The 19,570-nt window shown below is 69.9% G+C and carries 19 protein-coding genes; 12 read left to right on the forward strand and 7 right to left on the reverse strand.

Translation table 11 applies throughout. From position 1 onward, the window contains the following. Window positions 1-20: 20 nt before the first annotated feature. The 5 genes from ACQY9S_RS05840 to ACQY9S_RS05860 all read right to left on the reverse strand — a co-directional run bounded on the left by ACQY9S_RS05840 (window position 21) and on the right by ACQY9S_RS05860 (window position 3,827). Window positions 21-839, reverse strand: a complete 819-nt coding sequence (locus tag ACQY9S_RS05840; protein WP_428423822.1) for a peptidylprolyl isomerase — start codon at window positions 837-839, stop codon at window positions 21-23. A 56-nt stretch (window positions 840-895) separates the two neighbouring features. Then, a complete protein-coding gene (locus ACQY9S_RS05845) occupies window positions 896-1,207 on the reverse strand; it encodes a BolA family protein (protein WP_428423823.1) in 312 nt (103 codons plus the stop codon). Further along, window positions 1,200-1,823, reverse strand: a complete 624-nt coding sequence (locus ACQY9S_RS05850; RefSeq protein ID WP_428423825.1) for a septation protein A — start codon at window positions 1,821-1,823, stop codon at window positions 1,200-1,202. Before ACQY9S_RS05850 ends, ACQY9S_RS05845 begins: the two co-directional genes overlap by 8 nt. Before the next feature lie 67 nt (window positions 1,824-1,890). Further along, window positions 1,891-2,307: a peptide-methionine (R)-S-oxide reductase MsrB gene (gene msrB / locus ACQY9S_RS05855; RefSeq protein ID WP_428423827.1), complete on the reverse strand. Its 417-nt coding sequence runs from the start codon at window positions 2,305-2,307 to the stop codon at window positions 1,891-1,893. Then, on the reverse strand, window positions 2,304-3,827 hold the full coding sequence (locus ACQY9S_RS05860) for a protein adenylyltransferase SelO (protein ID WP_428423829.1): 1,524 nt from the start codon (window positions 3,825-3,827) through the stop codon (window positions 2,304-2,306). The genes msrB and ACQY9S_RS05860 overlap by 4 nt, the downstream gene beginning before the upstream one ends. 120 nt (window positions 3,828-3,947) lie before the next feature. Between ACQY9S_RS05860 and ACQY9S_RS05865 the strand changes: the two genes are divergently transcribed. From ACQY9S_RS05865 to ACQY9S_RS05900, 8 genes are all read left to right on the forward strand, one after another. Beyond that, window positions 3,948-5,582, forward strand: a complete 1,635-nt coding sequence (locus tag ACQY9S_RS05865; protein WP_428423831.1) for a 3-(methylthio)propionyl-CoA ligase — start codon at window positions 3,948-3,950, stop codon at window positions 5,580-5,582. Between the two features lie 153 nt (window positions 5,583-5,735). Beyond that, on the forward strand, window positions 5,736-5,951 hold the full coding sequence (locus ACQY9S_RS05870) for a hypothetical protein (protein ID WP_428423832.1): 216 nt from the start codon (window positions 5,736-5,738) through the stop codon (window positions 5,949-5,951). After that, window positions 5,948-6,232 (forward strand): Dabb family protein, encoded by a 285-nt coding sequence (locus ACQY9S_RS05875; RefSeq protein ID WP_428423834.1) that lies wholly within the window; start codon window positions 5,948-5,950, stop codon window positions 6,230-6,232. Before ACQY9S_RS05870 ends, ACQY9S_RS05875 begins: the two co-directional genes overlap by 4 nt. Before the next feature lie 82 nt (window positions 6,233-6,314). After that, complete coding sequence (locus ACQY9S_RS05880) at window positions 6,315-8,294, forward strand: M3 family metallopeptidase (RefSeq protein WP_428423836.1); 1,980 nt, start codon at window positions 6,315-6,317, stop codon at window positions 8,292-8,294. A gap of 15 nt (window positions 8,295-8,309) precedes the next feature. After that, on the forward strand, window positions 8,310-8,765 hold the full coding sequence (locus tag ACQY9S_RS05885) for a PaaI family thioesterase (protein WP_428423838.1): 456 nt from the start codon (window positions 8,310-8,312) through the stop codon (window positions 8,763-8,765). A gap of 27 nt (window positions 8,766-8,792) precedes the next feature. Beyond that, entirely contained in the window at window positions 8,793-9,812 is a 1,020-nt protein-coding gene (locus ACQY9S_RS05890) for an NADP-dependent oxidoreductase (protein ID WP_428423840.1), read from the forward strand. 13 nt (window positions 9,813-9,825) lie between these two features. Then, entirely contained in the window at window positions 9,826-11,511 is a 1,686-nt protein-coding gene (locus ACQY9S_RS05895) for an isovaleryl-CoA dehydrogenase (protein ID WP_428423842.1), read from the forward strand. A 26-nt stretch (window positions 11,512-11,537) separates the two neighbouring features. Continuing rightward, a complete protein-coding gene (locus ACQY9S_RS05900) occupies window positions 11,538-12,446 on the forward strand; it encodes an SDR family oxidoreductase (protein ID WP_428423843.1) in 909 nt (302 codons plus the stop codon). A 156-nt stretch (window positions 12,447-12,602) separates the two neighbouring features. Here ACQY9S_RS05900 and ACQY9S_RS05905 read toward each other — a convergent pair whose 3' ends face one another. Then, entirely contained in the window at window positions 12,603-13,319 is a 717-nt protein-coding gene (locus ACQY9S_RS05905) for a DUF1223 domain-containing protein (RefSeq protein ID WP_428423845.1), read from the reverse strand. A 208-nt stretch (window positions 13,320-13,527) separates the two neighbouring features. Here ACQY9S_RS05905 and ACQY9S_RS05910 point away from each other — a divergent pair, with 208 nt between their 5' ends. Genes ACQY9S_RS05910 through bioB form a run of 3 tightly spaced genes read left to right on the forward strand, consistent with a single transcriptional unit; the run spans window position 13,528 to window position 17,351 of the window. Next, window positions 13,528-15,027: a hypothetical protein gene (locus tag ACQY9S_RS05910; protein ID WP_428423847.1), complete on the forward strand. Its 1,500-nt coding sequence runs from the start codon at window positions 13,528-13,530 to the stop codon at window positions 15,025-15,027. A 27-nt stretch (window positions 15,028-15,054) separates the two neighbouring features. Beyond that, complete coding sequence (locus ACQY9S_RS05915) at window positions 15,055-16,323, forward strand: TIGR03862 family flavoprotein (RefSeq protein ID WP_428423849.1); 1,269 nt, start codon at window positions 15,055-15,057, stop codon at window positions 16,321-16,323. 35 nt (window positions 16,324-16,358) lie between these two features. Beyond that, entirely contained in the window at window positions 16,359-17,351 is a 993-nt protein-coding gene (bioB, locus tag ACQY9S_RS05920) for a biotin synthase BioB (protein WP_428423851.1), read from the forward strand. A 29-nt stretch (window positions 17,352-17,380) separates the two neighbouring features. Here the strand turns inward: bioB and ACQY9S_RS05925 are convergent, their stop codons facing one another. Further along, complete coding sequence (locus ACQY9S_RS05925) at window positions 17,381-17,671, reverse strand: GYD domain-containing protein (RefSeq protein ID WP_428423853.1); 291 nt, start codon at window positions 17,669-17,671, stop codon at window positions 17,381-17,383. Between the two features lie 239 nt (window positions 17,672-17,910). On the opposite strand from ACQY9S_RS05925, the gene ACQY9S_RS05930 reads away from it, so the two are divergent. Next, entirely contained in the window at window positions 17,911-19,488 is a 1,578-nt protein-coding gene (locus ACQY9S_RS05930; protein WP_428423854.1) for a glucan biosynthesis protein, read from the forward strand. The last annotated feature ends 82 nt before the right edge of the window (window positions 19,489-19,570 follow it).

Genomic DNA, 19,570 nt, shown 5'->3' on the forward strand with positions numbered 1-19,570 from the left:
GTGCCGCCGATGCGTCGTCGTCACTCGAACTTGTAGTCGGTCTTGGCCTTGCTCTTGAGTTCGTCGCGGAAGGCCGCGATCTTCTGCTGGCCGAGGCGCTGCTGGATCTGCGGCTTGACTTCCTCGAGCGGCGGGAACTGCGCGTCGCGCACGTCCTCGAGCTTCAGGATGTGGAAGCCGTACTGGCTCTTCACCGGCTCCTCGGTCATCTGACCCTTGCTCAGCTTCACCATCGCCTGCGAGAACTCGGGCACGAAGCTGCCCGGCGCGGCCCAGTCGAGGTCGCCGCCGTTCGGGGCCGAACCCGGGTCCTTGCTGGACTTCTTGGCCGATTCCTCGAAGCTCGCGCCGCCCTTGATCTGGGCGATCAGCGCCTTGGCCTCGTCTTCCTTCTCGACGAGGATGTGGCGCACGCGGTATTCCTTGTCGCCGGCCTGCGCCTTGAACTTGTCGTACTCGGCCTGGATCTCGGCGTCGGTGACGGGGTTCTTCTTCTGGTAGTCGTTGAACAGCTCGCGGATCAGGATGCTCTGGCGCGCCAGCTCCATCTGCAGCTTGTATTCGGTGGTGGCGGCCACGCCGCGCTTCTCGGCTGCTTGCGTGAAGATCTCGCGCAGCACCACTTCGTCCTTGACCTGGCGCTCGGTCTCGGGCGGCACCGGCTGACCCTGGCTCTGCGCCTGACGCGTCACCTGCTGCAGCAGCGCGTCGGCGCGGGCCTTCGGCACGGGCTTGCCATTGACGATCGCAATGTTCTGCGCGGCGGCCAGAGCCGGCGCGAGCAGGGCGGCCGCCAGGGCGATGGATGACACGCGAGCGGCAAGGGTGTACGGCTTCATGCGATGAACTACCTCGGTTGGGAAGGGGCGGCGGGAGACGTCGCGTTGCGACGGCTTCACGGGTTGCTTCGGGCCGCTTCGATGGGAGTGAGCGTGGTCAGGGCCAGGGCGTGGATGCCGTGCGGCATCCACAAGGCGACGGCATCATACACAAGGCGATGCCGCGCCAGACGTGACAAACCGTCAAAGCGCTGACTGACCAGGTAGACACTGAAATGCCGCCCTTCACGGGCGCCGGCATGGCCGGCATGCTGGTGGCTGTCGTCGCTGACGCGCAGCGATTGCGGTGCCAGGGCGGCCTGCAGCGCAGCCTCCAGTTCGGCCGCCGTGGGCGGCGAGACCGTGGCGGCGGCGGGGATTTCACTCATCTTCGGTCTTGATGTGCCGGCTCAGGTACAGGCCCTGGGCCAGCGTGAACAGCAGCATCAGGCCGACGCCGCCGAACAGCTTGAAGTTGACCCACACGTCGGTCGGGAAACTGTAGGCCACGTACAGGTTGGCCAGGCCCATGAAGGCGAAGAAGGCGATCCACATGAAATTGAGATTGCGCCACACCGGGGGCGGCAGCTGCAGCTGCTCGCCCATCAGTGTCTGCAACAGATTCTTGCGAAACACCGCGTGGCTGAACCAGAACGCCGTCCCCATGACCCAGTACAACACGCTGGGTTTCCACTTGATGAACGTATCGTTGTGGAACCAGACGGTCGCGCCGCCCAGCACCGTCACGAGCCCGAGGCTCACCCACAGCATCGTGTCGACCTTTCTGCCGCGCGCGAGCAGCCAGCCGATCTGCGCGAAGGTGGCCGCGATCACCACCAAGGTGGCGAGCAGCACCGGCGCTTCCTTGGGCCCGACCACGCCGCCGGAGACCAGGAAGCCGAAATACTGGCTGGCGAAAGCCGCGGCCGCGTCGGGTTGTCCTTCGGTCACCTTGAAGGCGACGAAGAACAGGACGATGGGGAGCAGGTCGAACAGAAACTTCATCGGCAAGGGCGGTCGGTGCGCGGAAACCCGATTGTGCGTTGCCGGCGCAATCGGGCCCCGGCCGGCCTCATTTTCGGGGCTCGAAGCCGAGCGCAGCCGAATTGATGCAGAAGCGCTCCCCGGTCGGCTCCGGGCCGTCGGGGAACACGTGGCCGAGGTGGGCGCCACAGTCCTGGCAGCGCACTTCAACCCGCACCATGCCGAGGCTGCGGTCGACCACGCGGTCGATGATCTCGCCGCGCAGCGGCTGGAAGTAGCTCGGCCAGCCGCAGCCGGCGTCGAACTTGGTGCCGGAGTCGAACAGCGGGGCGTTGCAGCCGATGCAGTGGTAGACGCCTTGCTGCCAGTGGTCGGCGTACTGGCCGGTGTAGGGGCGCTCGGTGGCGCCGTGGCGCGTGACCTCGAACTGCATCGGCTCGAGCTGCGCGCGCCATTCGGCTTCGGTCTTCTTGACCTTGCGGTCCTTGTGGTCGGTCTGGCTCATGATGAACAGGACACCTCCAGGGTTTGCGCCCAGTCGGGCGGAAACTCGGCACAGGCCGAGTGCTCTGGCTGTTCGTCGTACGGGCGCTCCAGAACTTTCAGCAGGTGCCTTGTCTCGCCGAAGTCGCCGGCCTGCGCGGCGCGGATCGCGTTCTCGCACAGGTGGTTGCGCAGCACGAACTTCGGATTCACGCGGTTCATTCGTTCGCCGCGCTCGGCGTCGATGCTGCCTTCGGCCGCCAGCCGCCGCGCATAGCGCTCGGCCCAGGCGTCGAAGGCCGGGCGGTCGAGGAAGAGATCGCGCACCGCGCCCGGGTCGGCCGGCGAGTGGCGCGCCAGACGGCGCCAGGTGATCGTGTAGTCCGCCCGCTCGGCGGCCATCAGCGCGAGCCAGTCGTCGGCGAGCTGGCGGTCGTCGTCGCGCGCCGTGGCCAGGCCGAGCTTGCCGCGCAGCCGCGCCTCCAGCGTGCCGGCGAACACCGCCTTGTAGGGCTCGATGGCTTCGAGCGCCAGATCGCCGGTGGCCTCGGTGACTTCGCCGCCCATCGCGATCAGCGGCAGCATCGCCTGCGCCAGCGCATGCAGGTTCCACAACGCCACGCCCGGCTGGCGCGCATAGGCGTAGCGGCCCTGGTGGTCCGAGTGGTTGCAGACGTGGCCGGGGTCGAAGCCGTCGAGGAAGCCGAACGGGCCGTAATCGATCGTCAGGCCGAGGATCGACAGGTTGTCGGTGTTCATCACGCCGTGGCAGAAGCCCACCGCCTGCCAGTCGGCCATCAGCACCGCGGTGCGGCGCGCGACCGCCTCGAGCAGCGCGGCATAGGGGTTTGTCGCGTCGCGGCAGGCCGGGTAGTGGTGCTCGATCACGAAATCGGCGAGCGCGCGCAGTTCGGTGGGCAGGCCGTGGTGCGCGAAGTGCTCGAAGTGACCGAAGCGCACGAAGCTCGGTGCGACGCGCGTCACGACCGCCGCCGTTTCCATCGTCTCGCGCCGCACCGGCAGCGCTGATCCGACGATGGCGAGCGCACGCGTGGTCGGGATGCCCAGGTGATGCATCGCCTCCGAACACAGGAACTCGCGGATCGAGGAGCGCAGCACCGCACGTCCGTCGCCCATGCGCGAATAGGGCGTGCGGCCACCGCCCTTGATCTGCAATTCCATCGGCCCGTTGGGGGTGTCGATCTCGCCGAGCAACAGGGCCCGGCCATCCCCCAGTTGTCCGGCCCAGACGCCGAACTGGTGGCCGCTGTACACGGTGGCCAGCGGCTCGCTGTCCTCCCAAGGGGGGCCGCCGGACAGGACCTCGAGCGCGTGCCAGTCCGGACGGTCGGCCCAGTCGGCCGGCCAGCCGAGCAGGGCCGCGGCGCTGTCGCTGGTGGCGACCCAGTGCGGCTGTGGCAGCGCCTGCGCCGGCAGCCGGGTGTGGAAAGCCGGCCCGAGCGCTGCATAGCGGTTGCGCCAGCGCAGTGCGGCGGGTTTCGAGTGGGGCCGGTCGAGCACCGGACTTGAGTCGGCATGCATGTCCCGCAGTCTAGCGACGCGACCTGCGCCTGCTGCCGTCTAGGGCTTACCCCAGCAGGGGCCTTGCATGGCGCTTTCTATGATCATCGGCTCTCGATCGCATTTTTCGAAGGACCCGCGATGGCACTGTTGATGGGGCAGATGATGCAGATGCCGTTGCTGATCTCGTCGCTGATCACGCACGCGGCGCGTCACCATGGCGACACCGAAATCGTGTCCAAGCGTGTCGAAGGCGATCTGCACCGCTACACCTGGGCCGACGCCGAACTGCGCGCCCGCAAACTGGCGCAGGCGCTGGCGAAGCTGGGATGCGAGGCCGGCGACCGTGTCGGCACGCTGGCCTGGAACGGCTATCGCCATCTCGAGATCTACTACGCGACCTCGGGCTCGGGGCTGGTGTGCCACACCGTCAACCCGCGCCTGTTCCCGGAGCAGATCACCTGGATCGTCAACGATGCCGAGGACCGGGTGCTGTGCTTCGACCTGAGCTTCCTGCCGCTGGTCGAGAAGCTCGCGGCGCAACTGCCCACGGTCCGGCACTTCGTCGCGATGACAGCCCGCGCCCACATGCCGGCGCAGACCACGCTGCCCGGGCTGCTGTGCTACGAGGAGCTGGTCGAGGCCGAGCGCGGCGACTACGGCTGGCCGAGCTTCGACGAGAACGCCGCGTCGAGCATCTGCTACACCTCCGGCACGACCGGCCACCCCAAGGGCGCTGTCTACAGCCATCGATCGAGCCTGCTGCACGCGTTTGCCGCGGCGCTTCCCGACGGCATGGCGCTGGCGGCGCGCGACACCGTGTTGCCCGTGGTGCCGATGTTCCACGTCAACGCCTGGGGCCTGCCGTATTCGGCGGCGCTGACGGGCTGCCGGCTGGTCTTCCCCGGCCCTCATCTCGACGGCAAGTCGCTGTACGAGCTGTTCGAGTCCGAGCGCGTCAGCTTCAGCGCCGGCGTGCCCACCGTGTGGCTCGGACTCCTCACCCACGTCAAGCAGAACGGCCTGAAGTTCTCGACCTTCAAGCGCACCGTGATCGGCGGCGCGGCCTGCCCGCCGGCGATGCTGAAGACGCTGGAAGACGACTTCGGCATCGAGGTGGTCCATGCCTGGGGCATGACCGAACTGTCGCCGCTCGGCACGCTGGCCCGGCTCAAGGCCCGGCACGAGAGCTGGCCGAAGGACGCGCAGCGCCAGCTGCTCGAGAAGCAGGGCAAGGTGCTCTACGGCGTGGACATGGCCATCGCCGGCGACGACGGGGCGTTGTTGTCCTGGGACGGCAAGACCTCGGGCGACCTGCTGGCGCGCGGGCACTGGGTGATCGACCGCTACTTCAAGCAGCAGGGCTCGCCGCTGCGCGAGGGCTGGTTCCCGACCGGCGACGTGGCGACGATCGATGCCGACGGCTACATGCAGATCACCGACCGCAGCAAGGACGTCATCAAGTCCGGTGGCGAATGGATCAGCTCGATCGAGCTCGAGAACATCGCGATGTCGCACCCGGCGGTGCACGAGGCGGCGGTGGTCGCGGCAGCACACCCGAAATGGGACGAGCGGCCGCTGCTGGTGGTGGTCAGGAAGCCCGGCGTCGAGCTCACGCGCGAGCAGATGCTGGCGCACTACGACGGCCGCATCGCCAAGTGGCAGATCCCGGACGACGTGGCGTTCGTCGCCGAAATTCCCCACACCGCGACCGGCAAGATCCAGAAGATGCGGCTGCGCGAGCAGTTCAAGAACCACCGGTTGCCCACGGCCTGAGGCCGCGGCGCTCTACCATGGCAAGCTCACGTGCAGCGGGCTTGCTTCTTCCGCGATGATCTGACGAAGATCGACGCCCGGCTCGCTGTGGGCGGAACGCGCCGAAACGCGCGACGCGACCTGCCGTGATCTCGACACCACCTTCTTCTCACAATGAAAACCGAAAAACTGGACAAGCTGATCTGGGCTCTGATCTTCGGCGGCATGGCGCTGCTGATGCTCGGCCTGTGGGTGATCGATCGCAGCGCCGTGCTCGGCCACGGCCTCGCCTGGGGCGGTGGCGGCGTCGTGCTGGTCGGCGCGCTGCTGATCCGGGTGCGCTCGCGGATGCCCGCCCGTCCCGCCCACGACGACAAGGGGCCGCCATGATCCGGCACATCGTCATCTGGACCCTCGAGGACCCGGCCGACGCACCGCGCTTCAAGGCCTTGCTCGACAGCTGCGCCGACCTGGTGCCCGGCATGCTGGCCTTCGAGGTCGGCATCCGCGCGCCGGGCCTGGAGGCCAATGCCGACGTGGTGCTGATTTCCGCGTTCGCCGACGCCGCGGCGCTGGACGCCTACCAGCGTCACCCGGCCCACCAGGCGGTGGCCGCCCAGCTCGGCCCGATGCGCCGCGAGCGCCGCGTGGTCGATTTCGAGCGCGCCTGAGGCGGCGCCCGGCGCCGCGCGCGGTGCGTGCCGGCGCCCGACTCGCGAGCTGCACTGTCCCCGTCCTCAATTCACCAGCCCCATGAACTTGCCCCTCCTGCGTTTGCTGTGCTGCACCGTGCTGTCGTCGCTGTGCGCTGCGAGTCCTGCGGCCGATGCCGGCCCCGATGTGTTCCCGAGCTACGGCGACGCCGCCGCGGTGAAGGCGCGGTGCGATGCCACGCTGCGGGAGGTTCAGGCGCAGACACGGCGCATCGCTGCCGGCACCGGCCAGGGCGGCGTGCTGATCGAGCTCGACCGCCTCGGGCAGCTCGTCGACGACCACCTGGGTCCGGTTTTCTTCCTGTCCAACGTCCACCCCACCAAGGCGGTGCGCGATGCCGCCGAAGCCTGCGAGCTGCGCTACCAGGCCTTCACCAGCCGGCTGTACCAGAACGCGAAGATCTACGCCCGCCTGCAGCGCTTGCGAGCGGGCGATGCGATCGACACCCAGATGCGCACGGACCTGCTGGCGAGTTTCGAGGACGCCGGCGTCGGCCTTCCCGCGCAGCGGCGCGAGCGCGCGCGCCTGCTCAACAACGAGCTCGGCCGGCTGTCGCAGGATTTCGAGCGCCGCCTGCGTGAGGACAACACCCGCGTGGCCTTCACCGACAGCGAGCTGGACGGCGTGCCCGCCGGCGTGTGGGCCGCAGCGCCACGCGACCCGCAGGGGCGGGTGCTGCTGGGCCTCGACTACCCGACCTACTCGCCGGTCGTCGAGGGTGCCCGCAGCCCCGAGGCGCGCGAGCGCATCTGGCGCGCCTTCCAGGCCCGCGGCGGCCAGCCCAACCTGAAGACCCTGGCACGGCTGGGCGAGAAGCGCCGCAGCTATGCGCGCCTGTTCGGTCTCGCGAGCTACGCCGACTTCACGCTGCGCCGCCGCATGGCGCAGCGGGTCGACAACGTGCAGGCCTTTCTCGAAGAGGTGAAAAGCGCGCTCGGCCAGCGCGAGGAGCGCGACCTGGTCGAACTGCGTGCGGCCAAGGCGTCCGAACTGCAGACCGCGCCCGGGGCGACGCCGCTGAAGCGCTGGGACGTGCCGTACTACATCGAGCGCGTCAAGCGCGAGCGCTTCGCGCTCGACCAGAACAGCTTTCGCCGCTACTTCCCGCCGCAGGCCAGCGTCGACTTCGTGTTCGCGGTCGCCGGCCGGCTGTTCGGCGTGGGCTTCAAGCCGCTCGAGCAGACGCTCTGGCATCCCGACGTGAAGGCCTATGCCGTGGTCGACGCCGCCAGCCAGCGCACGCTCGCCACGCTCTACCTCGACCTCTACCCGCGGCCCGGCAAGTACGGCCATGCCGCCGTGTGGCCGCTGCGCGGCTCTTCGACCTGGAGCGGGCAGCTGCCGACCGCTGCGCTGGTGACCAACTTCGATCGCCAGGGCCTGACGCTCGATGAGCTGGAGACCCTGCTGCACGAGTTCGGCCATGCGCTGCACGTGACGCTGTCGCACACGCGCTACGCCGCGCAGGCCGGCACCGCGGTCAAGCTGGACTTCGTCGAGGCACCGTCGCAGATGCTCGAAGAATGGGTCTACGACGCGCAGGTGCTGGCGCTGTTCCAGCAGGTCTGCGCGACCTGCGAGCCGGTGCCCGCCGACCTGCTGGAGCGCGCGGTGCGCTCGCGCAGCTTCGCCAAGGGCCTGCAGTTCGCGCGCCAGCACCTCTACGCGAGCTACGACCTCGCGCTGCACGACAAGGATGCACCGGAACCGATGGCGCTGTGGGCCCGCATGGAGAGCGCGACGCCGCTCGGCTACGAGCCCGGCTCGCTGTTCCCGGCCGGCTTCTCGCACGTGGCAGGTGGCTATGGCGCGGGCTACTACGCCTATCTCTGGAGCCTGGCGATCGCGCAGGACCTGCGCACCGCCTTCGCTGCGAACCCGCTGGACGCGAAGGTCGGCCAGCGCTACCGTGAGGCGGTGCTCGCCAACGGCGGCCAGGCGCCGCCGGCCGAGCTGGTGGCGCGCTTTCTGGGCCGTGCGCCGAACAACGCGGCCTTCTTCGAGTGGCTCGAGCGTTGAGCGAGGCGAGATGCGATGGACTTTCCGGTGCACATCCCGTTCGTCGAGCGGCTCGGCTTCGAGCTGCTCCGCATGGCCGACGGCGAAGCCGAGCTCACGGTCCGCGTGCGCGACGACCTGCTGAATTCCTTCGAGGTGGCGCACGGCGGCCTGACGATGACGCTGCTCGACGTCACGATGGCCCATGCCGCGCGCAGCGTGAACCGGGCGCAGGCGGGCCTCGGTCCCGGGGTCGTGACGGTCGAGATGAAGACCAGCTTCCTGCGCCCCGGGGAAGGCCAGCTGCGCTGTCACGGCCGCCTGCTGCACCGCACCGCGACGCTGGCCTTCTGCGAGGGCCGCGTGCTGACGGAGGACGGCTCGCTGTGCGCCCACGCCACCGCCACCTTCAAGTACCTGCGCGCCCTGCCGGCGGGCCGGCGCGAACCCCGGTCGCTGCAGCGCCGCCTCGGTGGCAGCGGGTCCGACTGACCGACGAGCACGCGAAGGGAAACGGCCATGGACCCGATCAACCAGCAGATCCTGCTCGTCTCCCGGCCCGAAGGCGAGCCGACCGTCGACAACTTCCAGCTCGTCGAAACGCCGCTGCCGGACCTCGGCGAGGGCCAGGTGCTGGTGCGCCACCACTACCTCTCGCTCGACCCCTACATGCGCGGCCGCATGAACGAGGGCAGGAGCTACGCCCAGCCGCAACCCCTGGGCGAGGTGATGATCGGCGGCACGGCCGGCGAAGTGATCGCATCCAGGCATCCGGACTTCGCCGTCGGCGACGCGGTCGTCGGCATGGGCGGCTGGCAGCAGTACCAGCGCGTCGATGCGAACCAGCGCGGCGTGCTGAAGAAGGTCGACACGACGCACATCCCGCTGTCGGCCTACCTCGGTGCAGTGGGCATGCCGGGCGTGACCGCCTGGTACGGCCTCACGCAGATCATCGCGCCGCGTGCCGGCGAGACGGTGGTGGTGAGTGCCGCGAGCGGCGCGGTCGGCGCGGTGGTGGGGCAGCTCGCCAAGGCGCGCGGTGCGCGTGCGGTGGGCCTGGCCGGCGGCCCCGAGAAATGTGCCTACGTGAGCAGCGAGCTCGGCTTCGACGCCTGCATCGACTACCGGCAGCACCCGGATCTGAAGTCGCTCGGTGCGGCGCTGAAGGCCGCCTGTCCGAACGGCATCGACGGCCACTTCGAGAACGTCGGCGGGATGATCCTGGACGCGGTGATGCTGCGAGCCAACGCCTTCAGCCGCGTCGCCTTGTGCGGGATGATTGCCGGCTACAACGGCGAGCCGATCCCGATGCACAACCCCTCGCTGATCCTCGTGAACCGGATGATGCTGCAGGGCTTCATCGTCAGCGAACACATGGCGCTGTGGCCCCAGGCGCTGCAGGAGCTGGGCACGGAGGTCGCGAGCGGTCGACTGAAATACCGCGAGACCGTCGCACAGGGCCTCGCCAGCGCGCCCGAAGCCTTCCTCGGCCTGTTGAAGGGCCGCAATTTCGGCAAGCAGCTGGTCAAGCTGGTCTGATCCGGAGCAGGCGATGCACGGGGACTGGCAGACACACGAGGTCGACAACCAGCCGCCTGCGTTCAGCGACGTCGATCTGTTCGCGTCGAACCGGCCGCTGCGGGAGGCGCTCGCCCGGCACGCCACGGCGCTGGACACGGCACCGCTCGAGCGGCTCGGCCGGCTGGCCGGCAGTGCCGCGATGCAGGGCCACGCACGGCTCGCCAACGTGCACGCGCCGCAACTCCGGACGCACGACCGCCAGGGTCGCCGCATCGACCAGGTCGAGTTCCACCCGAGCTACCACGCGCTGATGACGGCGGCCTGCGAGGCCGGACTGCACGGCAGTCCGTGGGCGGGTGGTGCGCACGCGCACCTGGCAAGAGCGGCCGGCTTCATGCTGTTCACCGAGCTGGAACCCTCCGTGCTGTGCCCGGTCTCGATGAGCTATGCGGCCGCGCCGGCGCTGCGCGCGAACGCGGCGCTGTTCGCCGACTGGTTCCCGAAGCTGACGCACCGTGCCTACGACCCGCGTTTCCTGCCCTTCGAGCGCAAGGCCGGCGTGACGATGGGCATGGGCATGACTGAAAAGCAGGGCGGCTCCGACGTGCGCGCGAACACGACACAGGCCACCTTCGACGGCGACGACGCCTGGGGCCGGCGTTACCGCCTCGTCGGCCACAAGTGGTTCTTCTCGGCGCCGATGTGCGACGCCTTCCTGGTGCTGGCGCAGACCGGGTCCGGCCCGAGCTGCTTCTTCCTGCCGCGCTGGCTGCCCGACGGCAGCGTCAATGCGGTGCAGTTGCAGCGCCTGAAGGACAAGCTGGGGAACAAGGCGAACGCCAGTGCCGAGGTCGAGTTCCAGGACGCGCTCGCGTGGGGGGTCGGCGAGCCGGGGCGCGGCGTGTCGCAGATCCTGGAGATGGGCATGATGACGCGGCTGGACTGTGCGCTCGGCACGGCCGGACTGATGCGCCAGGCGCTGGCGCTCGCGGTGCACCACTGCCGTTGGCGCCATGCCTTCGGCCGCCCGCTGGTCGAGCAGCCGCTGATGCGCAACGTGCTGGCCGACCTGGCCCTCGAAAGCGAAGCCGCCACCGCACTGGCGCTGCGCCTCGCACACGCCTTCGACGCCGACCCCGGCAATGCCCACGAAGCGGCGATGCGCCGGCTGCTGACGCCGGTGGCGAAGTTCTGGATCTGCAAGCGCGGCAGCGCCTTCGCGCAGGAAGCGATGGAGTGCCTGGGCGGCAACGGCTATGTCGAGGAGGGCGGCGAGGGCGTGATGGCGCGCATCTACCGCGAGATGCCGCTGAACTCGATCTGGGAAGGGGCCGGCAACATCATGGCGCTGGACCTGCTGCGGGCACTGCGCCGCGGCAGCGGGGACGGTTCCATCGCGGCGGCGCTCGCCGCCGAACTCGCGCCGGCGCGCGGCCAGGACGCCGCGCTCGACCGGCTGATCGACGGGCTGCCGGATCGCATCGACACCGCGAACGAGGAAAGCGAGGCCCGGCGGCTGGCGCGCGACGTGGCACTGGCCGTGCAGGCGGCGCTGCTGCAACGCCATGCGCCCGCCGTTGTTGCCGCAGCGTTCTGTCGTGCGCGCCTGGGGGGCGAGGGCGCGCCCGTGTTCGGCCTGCTGCCCGCCGGCATCGACGCCGGGGCACTCGTCGAGCGCGCGCTGCCCGATGAGCCGCGCGAATGCACCACTCCGTAACTCCAGATGAACGAGGATCGAGCCGCATGATCACGCGCTTGCCCGGCCGCACCGCGGTCATCACCGGCTCCGGCTCCGGCTTCGGCCTGGAGGCCTCGCGCATCGCCGCTCGCGAAGGCATGAAGATCGTGATGGCCGACGTGCAGGCCGACGCCCTCGACCGCGCCGTGGCCGAGATCGAGGGCCTGGGCGCCGAGGTGCTGCCGTTTCGCCTCGACGTGGCCCGGGCCGACGAGGTCGAGGCGCTCGGTGCCGCGACGCTCGCCCGCTTCGGTGCGCCCCACCTGGTGTTCAACAACGCCGGCGTCGGCGCCGGCGGACTGATCTGGGAGCACACGGCAAAGGACTGGGAATGGGTCGTCGGCGTTAACCTGATGGGCGTTGCGCACGGCGTGCGCGTGTTCACGCCGATGATGCTGGACGCCGCGCGACAGGATCCGGCCTACGAGGGCCACATTGTCAACACCGCCTCGATGGCCGGGCTGCTGAATGCGCCGAACATGGGCGTCTACAACGTCACCAAGCACGCCGTGGTGGCGCTCAGCGAGACGCTGTACCAGGACCTGCGGCTGGTCACCGACCGCATCGGCGCCTCGGTGCTGTGCCCGTACTTCGTGCCCACGGCGATCGGCGAAAGCCACCGCAACCGCCCGGCCGGGATGCGGGGGCAGCGGCCCACGCACAGCCAGCGGGTCGCGCACGCGATGATCGGCAAGGCGATCGAGTCGGGCCGGGTGGGCCCGGCCCAGGTGGCGCAGTTCGTCTTCGACGCCGTGCGCCAGGACCGCTTCTACATCTACAGCCACCCGCAGGCCCTGGGCGGCGTGCAGACGCGGCTGGAAGACATCGTGCTGGCGCGCAACCCGAGCGACCCGTTCGCCAGCAGACCCGAACTCGGGGCGCAGTTGAGGGCGGCGCTGCGTTCGCAGGATTGAGTCATTCAGCCTGTTTGGCCAGCATTTCTAAAGTGATAAATTACATTAGAAATAATCATTAACTGATTGATATTGAAATGTTTTTTATTTTTATCAGGGTGTTTCGGTGCCGATGCCGGGAAAGCGGGAAACGAGGCCGACCTCCTGCCGTGAGGCTCAGCAACCCAGGGCGACAGCCTGCAACGGCAGCCCGGTGCGGGCGGCCGTGACGACGAACTGCACGCGCTGGGGCCGCGGCCCGCTGAGCCGGTCCGGTTCGGCTTGCGGCCTGAAGTGCAGGGGGGCATCGCCGACCGCTGCCACCGGCTGCAGTTCACGCACCACCGCATCGTGCTGCAGCAAGGCGCCGGCGTTCTCGCCGGCGCGTACCTGTGTGCGGTGGTTGTCCTCGGTCACGGCCCAGTAGCCGGCCAGTTCGTGGGGCGCGCCGGCCTGCGGCGTGACGCGCACCACGTAGTCGGCGCCTTCGCGACTCAGATCCAGCGACACCAGCGATGGCGAGGGAGTGTCCGGCAACGCCGGCCAGCGCCGGTAGTCCCGGCCGTTCACCAGCACCTGCGGCGTGTAGACGAAGCTCGATCCGCTGACGAGGCCGGCCTGGCTCTGACGCCGCGTCCACTCGGGACGGGCGAAGCGATCGGTCCAGCCGAGTCGGTCCCAGTAGTCGACATGGAAGGCCAGCGCGACAACGTCGCTGCGCCCCTTGAGCGTGCTCAGCCATCGGTCGGCTGGCGGGCAGGAGTTGCAGCCCTCGGAGGTGTAGAGCTCGACGACCAAGGGGGCCACGGCGCCGGATCGCGCCCTGCACACCGGTTCGGCGGCGACGGCAAGGCAGGGGACGAGCAGCAGGGTGGTCAGGGCTTTGCGCATCATGGTGTTCCAGGTGGTATGTCCTGCAGTCGATCCATCGGGGCAAACCTGACAGTGCCCGTGCGGGTTCGGCGTGCGGCCTCTGGCCGCTGGCCGCCGGGGTGCGGTCCTCGTGGCACACTGCGCCGCCCATGAACCCGCTCCTCGCGCTCCCGCCATCCGCTCGTCGCCCGACCTCGACGTCCGTGACCGCGCCGGGCCGTTGCCCGGCATGACCGCCGCCCGGCGTTGCCGCCTGCTGTTTGCGGCCCTGATCTTCGCGACCGGCGGCGCGCTGGCCCAGAGCAGCCCTGCCAGCGCCGATGTGTTGAGCAGCACCCCGGCGCAGGTGCGCTTCGGCTTCGAGCGTGTGAAGCTGCCCGGTGGCGAAAAGATGGGACTGGCCGGCACGTCCTACCTGCTCGAGGTGGCGCCGGGATGGTGGTTCGGCCCTTCGGCCTATGGCGCGATCACCGGCGAGCGCGGTGGCTTGTTCACCGTCGGCGTCGAGGGCGCGTGGCGGCATCAGTTGGTCGGGCCGCTGGGCATCGAGCTCGGCTACTACGCCGGCGGCGGTGGTGGCGGCAGCGCACCGGTCGGCAGCGGCCTGATGCTGAGGCCGCACGTCGACCTGCTGTGGCAAGCCGGCGAACACCGCTTCGGGCTGTCGCTGTCCCAGGTGCGATTTGCCGACGGGCAGATCGACAGCCGCCAGCTCGGCCTGGTGTGGAGCTTCGATACCGATTTCCGCCACGTGCCGAGTGAACGCCTCGGTGGGCGGGTCGTTTCGCACGCCCGTTCGGGCATCGGCTTCGACCGGGTGCAGGCGGTCGCTGGCGTCTACCGCCCTCGTTCAGGTGCGCGGCGCGTCACCGGCGCGCCGCTGCCGGCGTCGATCGGCTTTGCCGGCGCACGGCTCGAGCAGGCGTTCACCGACACGGCGTACTGGGGGATCGAGGCGAACGGTGCCGCCAGCGGCGGCGTGGCCGGCTATGCCGAGTACCTCGCGACGCTGGGCACGGAGACGGCGCTGTGGGGCGATCAGCTGACCGTCGGGGCCCGCGTGGCGTTGGGCATGGGCGGTGGCGGCGACGTCGATGTCGGCGGCGGCCTGCTCATGAAGGCGTCTGTCTACGGCATCTCGCGGGTGGCGGGCGACCTCGGCGTCACGTTCGAAGGCGGCATGGTGAACGCGCCGCAAGGCAGCTTCAAGGCGCTTTACGGATCGGTGGCGCTCAACTGGATCCTCGACGACCGGGTCAGTGGCGCCGTGCCCTCGCGCACCACCCGCACCGAATGGGTCGGCGGCATCGAGCGCTACCGTGCGGCACGGCGCGACGGCAGCGAGCGCGATCTGCAGGCGGTCTCGCTGCGCGTGAACCGCTACATCGCGCCCAACGTCTACCTCAGCGGTCAGGCGCACAGCGCGCTCGACGGCGGCGCGGGCGGCTACTCGGTGGGCCTGCTCGGCCTGGGCGTGCGCACCTCGCTCGGCCCGCGCTGGCACGCCGGCGTCGAGGCGCTGGCCGGGGCGGCCGGCGGCGGTGGCGTCGACACCTCGGGCGGGCTGGTGATGCAGCCGATGGCCTATGCGGGCTACGAGCTGGCGCGCGGGCTGGCGCTGCGGGCCGGCGCCGGCTACATCAAGTCGGTACGCGGCCCCTTGAGCAGCCCGGTGTTCGAGCTGTCGCTGGCCTACACCTTCGGCGTGGCGAGCCGTGGCTACCGCTGACACGCGCCGGCCGGCCCGGCAAGTCCGATGAACGCGCCGCAGGTCGCCGTCATCGGCGGCGGACCGGCCGGCCTGATGGCGGCCGAGGCACTGGCCGCGGGCGGCGTGCAGGTCGAGCTCTTCGATGCCATGCCGTCGGTGGGCCGCAAGTTCCTGCTCGCCGGCAAGGGCGGGCTCAACCTGACCCACGGCGAAGCCTTCGACACCTTCCTGACGCGCTACGGTGCTCGAAGTCCGCAGCTCGCACCGCTGCTGGCGCGCTTCGACCCCGGCGCGCTGCGCCAGTGGGCGCGAGGGCTGGGCATCGCGACCTTCGTCGGCAGCTCCGGGCGCGTGTTCCCGAGCGATCTGAAGGCCGCGCCGCTGTTGCGGGCCTGGCTGCAGCGCCTGCGCGCGGCCGGCGTGGTGTTCCACCAGCGCCACCGCTGGCTCGGCTGGACCGACGACGGCGCGCTGCGCTTCGCCACGCCGGCCGGCGAACGGACGTGGCATGCCGATGCGGTGCTGCTCGCGCTGGGCGGCGCGAGCTGGGCCAGGCTCGGCTCCGATGGCGCCTGGCTGCCGTGGCTCGCGGCGCGTGGCGTCGACGTGGCGCCGCTGCAGCCGTCGAACTGTGGTTTCGACGTCGGCCGGCCCGGCCAGCTGCCGGGCTGGAGCGCCCACCTGCGCGAGCGCTTCGCCGGCGCCCCCGTGAAGCCGGTGGCGCTGGATTTCCGGGCGGCCGACGGCGGCGGCCACTTCCACCGCCAGGGCGAGTTCGTCGTCACCGCCTCGGGCATCGAGGGCAGCCTGGTCTATGCCGTGTCGGCCCTGCTGCGCGACGAGATCGCGGCGCAGGGCGAGGCGACGATCACGCTGGATCTGCTGCCCGATCGCAGCCCGGATTTCGTGCTTGCCGAAGCGGCGCGCCCGCGCGGACCGCGCTCGCTGTCGACCCATCTGAAGAGCCGGCTGGGCATCGACGGTGTGAAGGCGGCCCTGTTGCACGAGCTGCTCGGCAAGGAGGAGATGCACGACGCAGCGCGCCTCGCCACGGCACTGAAGGCGCTGCCGCTGCGCCTGGTCGCCGCCCGCCCGCTGGAAGAAGCCATCAGCACCGCCGGCGGCGTGCGCTTCGCCGCCCTCGACGAGCGCCTGATGCTGACCGTGCTGCCCGGTGTGTTCTGCGCCGGGGAGATGCTGGACTGGGAGGCGCCGACCGGCGGCTACCTGCTCAATGCCTGCCTTGCCAGCGGGCGCGCGGCAGGGCGGGGCGTGCTGGCCTGGCTCGATGTGCAGGCGGCGCCCGGTCCGTAAGAGAGCCGCCGGTGCCTGAAGGCACAATGGCGGGCATGACTGCCACCCAGCCCGTCCATCTCGTGCGCCCGGCGCCCGTCCATGTGCACCCGTCCAGCGAGCGCTGGAGCGTGGAAGCCATCGAGGCCCTGTTCGCGCTGCCGTTCAACGACCTGATCTTCCGTGCCCAACAGGTGCACCGCGAGCATTTCGATGCCAACGCGGTCCAGCGCTCGACGCTGCTGTCCATCAAGACCGGCGGCTGCCCGGAAGACTGTGCCTACTGCCCGCAGTCGGTGCACCACGACACCGGCGTCGAGGCCGACAAGCTGATGGACGTTAAGGCCGTGCGCGAGGCCGCGCAGGCTGCGGTCGCGGCCGGCGCCACGCGCTTTTGCATGGGTGCGGCCTGGCGCGAGCCCAAGGACCGCGACATCGAGAAGGTCGCCGAACTCGTGCGCGAAGTGAAGTCCTTGGGACTGGAAGCCTGCTGCACGCTCGGCATGCTGAGCAAGCCGCAGGCCCAGGCGCTGAAGGAAGCCGGCGTCGACTACTACAACCACAACCTCGACACCGCGCCCGAGGCCTACGGTCGCATCATCAGCACCCGCGTCTACGAGGAGCGGCTGCAGACGCTCGCGCACGTGCGCGAGGCTGGCATGAGCGTGTGCTGCGGCGGCATCGTCGGCATGGGTGAGAGCCGTCGCGAACGTGCCGGGCTGGTGGCCCAGCTCGCCAACCTCGATCCGCACCCCGAGTCGGTGCCGATCAACGAACTGGTGCAGGTCGAAGGCACGCCGCTGGCGGGCAGCGAGAAGCTCGACCCCTTCGAGTTCGTGCGCACCATCGCCGTGGCGCGCATCACCATGCCCACCGCCTACGTCCGGCTGTCCGCCGGGCGCCAGGAGATGGGCGATGCGGTGCAGGCGCTGTGTTTCCTGGCCGGCGCCAACTCCATCTTCTACGGCGACAAGCTGCTGACGACCGGCAATCCGGATGTCGGGCGCGACGAGGCGCTGTTCGAGCGACTGGGACTCAAGGCGGTCTGACAGGCCGGATCGCCCCCCCAGGCTGCCCTTCAGCCGAGCTTGCTGACCAGTTTGCGCATTTCGCCGGCCGAGTAGCCGCGCATCGTCTGCGTCCTCACGTTGCCCAGCTGGGCCATCTTCAGCGCGGCGGTCATCGAGGCGTCCTCGGGTCCTTCGGTGATGAGCACGAGATCGTAGGCGCCCTGGGTCCAGTGAACGCTCTTGACCGTGATGCCGAGTCCTTCGGCCAGCGACTTGTAGGCCTCGAAGCGCTCCGGCGAGTCCTTGATGGTGCGAGCGCCCTGGTCGGTGAAGTTCACCAATGTGATGAAGGCAGGCATGGTGTGTCCCCTCGTGAGGCCCGGTTGCCCGGGCGCGACGGCCCCGCCGCGCTGGCGCTGCGTGCCGGAGGGGGCGTCGTCGACTCCGGCACCGCATGCACATCGCACCAGCCTACTAGCTTCGGCGCTGCCCGGGCCAAAGGCAAGCGCGCTTCGCACCTCCGAGCCGGCCCGATGGGCCTGCCGCAGCCTCCGTTATCGTACGCAGGCCAGCTTCCTTTCTCTTGACCTCCTCCTCCATGCAAAGACGCCAGCTCCTACGCGGCGTGGCCGCTTCGGCTGCGCTCAACGCCCTGCTGGGCGGCCAGGCGGCCGCGGCCGGTCTCAAGGCGATCGGCCAGGCCGAAGCCTTCGACTACGCGACGCTCAAGGGCCGCGCCCGCGACCTCGCCGCGCGGCCCTACCAGCCGCCTCGCTCGACGCTGCCGGCAGCGATCGACTCGCTCGACTGGGACCGCCACCAGGCCATCCGCTTCCGGGCCGACCACGCGCTGTGGGGTGACGACGATCTGCGCTTTCGGGTCCAGTTCTTCCACCTCGGTCTGTTCTTCAAGTCGCCGGTGCGCATTCACGAACTGGTGAACGGCCGCGCCCGCGAGCTGGCCTACGACCCCGAGATGTTCGACTACGGCAAGAGCGGCGTGCAGGGCAGCCAGCTGCCGGGCGACCTGGGCTTCGCGGGCTTCCGGCTGAACTTCCACACCGACCTCGAACGCGACATCACCGCCTTCCTCGGCGCGAGCTACTTCCGCGCCGTCGGCGGCGACTGGCAGTACGGCCTGTCGGCGCGGGGCCTGGCCATCGACACCGGCATGCCGCGGCCCGAGGAGTTCCCGAACTTCGTCGCGTTCTGGCTCGAGAAGCCGGTGCGGCAATCGAGCAGCGTCACCGTGTATGCCCTGCTCGACTCGCCCAGCATCGCCGGCGCCTACCGCTTCGTCATCACGCCGGGCGACACGCAGGTGATGGACATCGATGCGGCGCTGTACCCGCGCAAGACGATCGAGCGCCTCGGCATCGCGCCGCTGACCAGCATGTTCCAGTACGGCGAGAACGACCGCCGCGCGGCCAACGACTGGCGCCCCGAGGTTCACGACAGCGACGGCCTGCAGATGTGGACCGGCAGCGGCGAGTGGATCTGGCGCCCGCTGACCAACCCGGCCAACCTGCGTTTCAACGCCTACCAGGACGAGAACCCGCGCGGCTTCGGCCTGCTGCAGCGCGACCGCAACTTCGACCACTACCAGGACGACGGCGTGTTCTACGACAAGCGGCCCTGTGTGTGGGTGGAGCCGAAGTCGGGCTGGGGCGCGGGTTCGCTGCAGCTGGTCGAGATCCCGACGGCCGACGAGACCTTCGACAACATCGTCGCGCTCTGGAATCCCGCCCGCCCGCCGCAGCCCGGCGAGGAACTGCTGTTCGCCTACCGGCTGTACTGGGGTGCTCAGGCGCCGGCACGGCCGCCGTTGGCCCACTGCCTGGCCACTCGCACCGGCCCGGGGGGCGTGATCGGGCAGCGGCGCAAGTACTTCTCATGGCGCTTCACGATCGACTTCGCCGGCGGTGACCTGTCGCTGATCGGACCGAAGGCCAAGGTCGAGCCGGTGATCAGCGCCTCGCGGGGCAAGGTCGAGATCACCTCGGCGCGACCGCTGGCGGCCATCTCCGGCTACCGGGCGATGTTCGATCTCGTGCCGCCGGCCGGTACCGAGCCGATCGACCTGCGCGTGTTCCTGCGCTGCGACGGCCAGCCGCTCAGCGAGACCTGGCTCTACCAGTGGAGCCCGCCGCCGCTGGCCGAGCGCAAGCCGGGCTGATCGCCGCCTGCGTGCGCCCGCAGCGCGGTCGCTACACTGCGCGCCTTCCCGATGATCCGCGGCCCCCGGTGGGCCCTGAATG

Origin of the sequence: Methylibium sp., assembly GCF_965279545.1 — a bacterium.
GTDB lineage: Bacteria > Pseudomonadota > Gammaproteobacteria > Burkholderiales > Burkholderiaceae_C > Methylibium.

Coding starts and splice junctions, on each gene's coding strand:
- ACQY9S_RS05840 (WP_428423822.1), bottom strand. CDS start 839: ATGAAGCCGTACACCCTTGCCGCTCGCGTGTCATCCATCGCCCTGGCG.
- ACQY9S_RS05845 (WP_428423823.1), bottom strand. CDS start 1,207: ATGAGTGAAATCCCCGCCGCCGCCACGGTCTCGCCGCCCACGGCGGCC.
- ACQY9S_RS05850 (WP_428423825.1), bottom strand. CDS start 1,823: ATGAAGTTTCTGTTCGACCTGCTCCCCATCGTCCTGTTCTTCGTCGCC.
- msrB (WP_428423827.1), bottom strand. CDS start 2,307: ATGAGCCAGACCGACCACAAGGACCGCAAGGTCAAGAAGACCGAAGCC.
- ACQY9S_RS05860 (WP_428423829.1), bottom strand. CDS start 3,827: ATGCATGCCGACTCAAGTCCGGTGCTCGACCGGCCCCACTCGAAACCC.
- ACQY9S_RS05865 (WP_428423831.1), top strand. CDS start 3,948: ATGGCACTGTTGATGGGGCAGATGATGCAGATGCCGTTGCTGATCTCG.
- ACQY9S_RS05870 (WP_428423832.1), top strand. CDS start 5,736: ATGAAAACCGAAAAACTGGACAAGCTGATCTGGGCTCTGATCTTCGGC.
- ACQY9S_RS05875 (WP_428423834.1), top strand. CDS start 5,948: ATGATCCGGCACATCGTCATCTGGACCCTCGAGGACCCGGCCGACGCA.
- ACQY9S_RS05880 (WP_428423836.1), top strand. CDS start 6,315: ATGAACTTGCCCCTCCTGCGTTTGCTGTGCTGCACCGTGCTGTCGTCG.
- ACQY9S_RS05885 (WP_428423838.1), top strand. CDS start 8,310: ATGGACTTTCCGGTGCACATCCCGTTCGTCGAGCGGCTCGGCTTCGAG.
- ACQY9S_RS05890 (WP_428423840.1), top strand. CDS start 8,793: ATGGACCCGATCAACCAGCAGATCCTGCTCGTCTCCCGGCCCGAAGGC.
- ACQY9S_RS05895 (WP_428423842.1), top strand. CDS start 9,826: ATGCACGGGGACTGGCAGACACACGAGGTCGACAACCAGCCGCCTGCG.
- ACQY9S_RS05900 (WP_428423843.1), top strand. CDS start 11,538: ATGATCACGCGCTTGCCCGGCCGCACCGCGGTCATCACCGGCTCCGGC.
- ACQY9S_RS05905 (WP_428423845.1), bottom strand. CDS start 13,319: ATGATGCGCAAAGCCCTGACCACCCTGCTGCTCGTCCCCTGCCTTGCC.
- ACQY9S_RS05910 (WP_428423847.1), top strand. CDS start 13,528: ATGACCGCCGCCCGGCGTTGCCGCCTGCTGTTTGCGGCCCTGATCTTC.
- ACQY9S_RS05915 (WP_428423849.1), top strand. CDS start 15,055: ATGAACGCGCCGCAGGTCGCCGTCATCGGCGGCGGACCGGCCGGCCTG.
- bioB (WP_428423851.1), top strand. CDS start 16,359: ATGACTGCCACCCAGCCCGTCCATCTCGTGCGCCCGGCGCCCGTCCAT.
- ACQY9S_RS05925 (WP_428423853.1), bottom strand. CDS start 17,671: ATGCCTGCCTTCATCACATTGGTGAACTTCACCGACCAGGGCGCTCGC.
- ACQY9S_RS05930 (WP_428423854.1), top strand. CDS start 17,911: ATGCAAAGACGCCAGCTCCTACGCGGCGTGGCCGCTTCGGCTGCGCTC.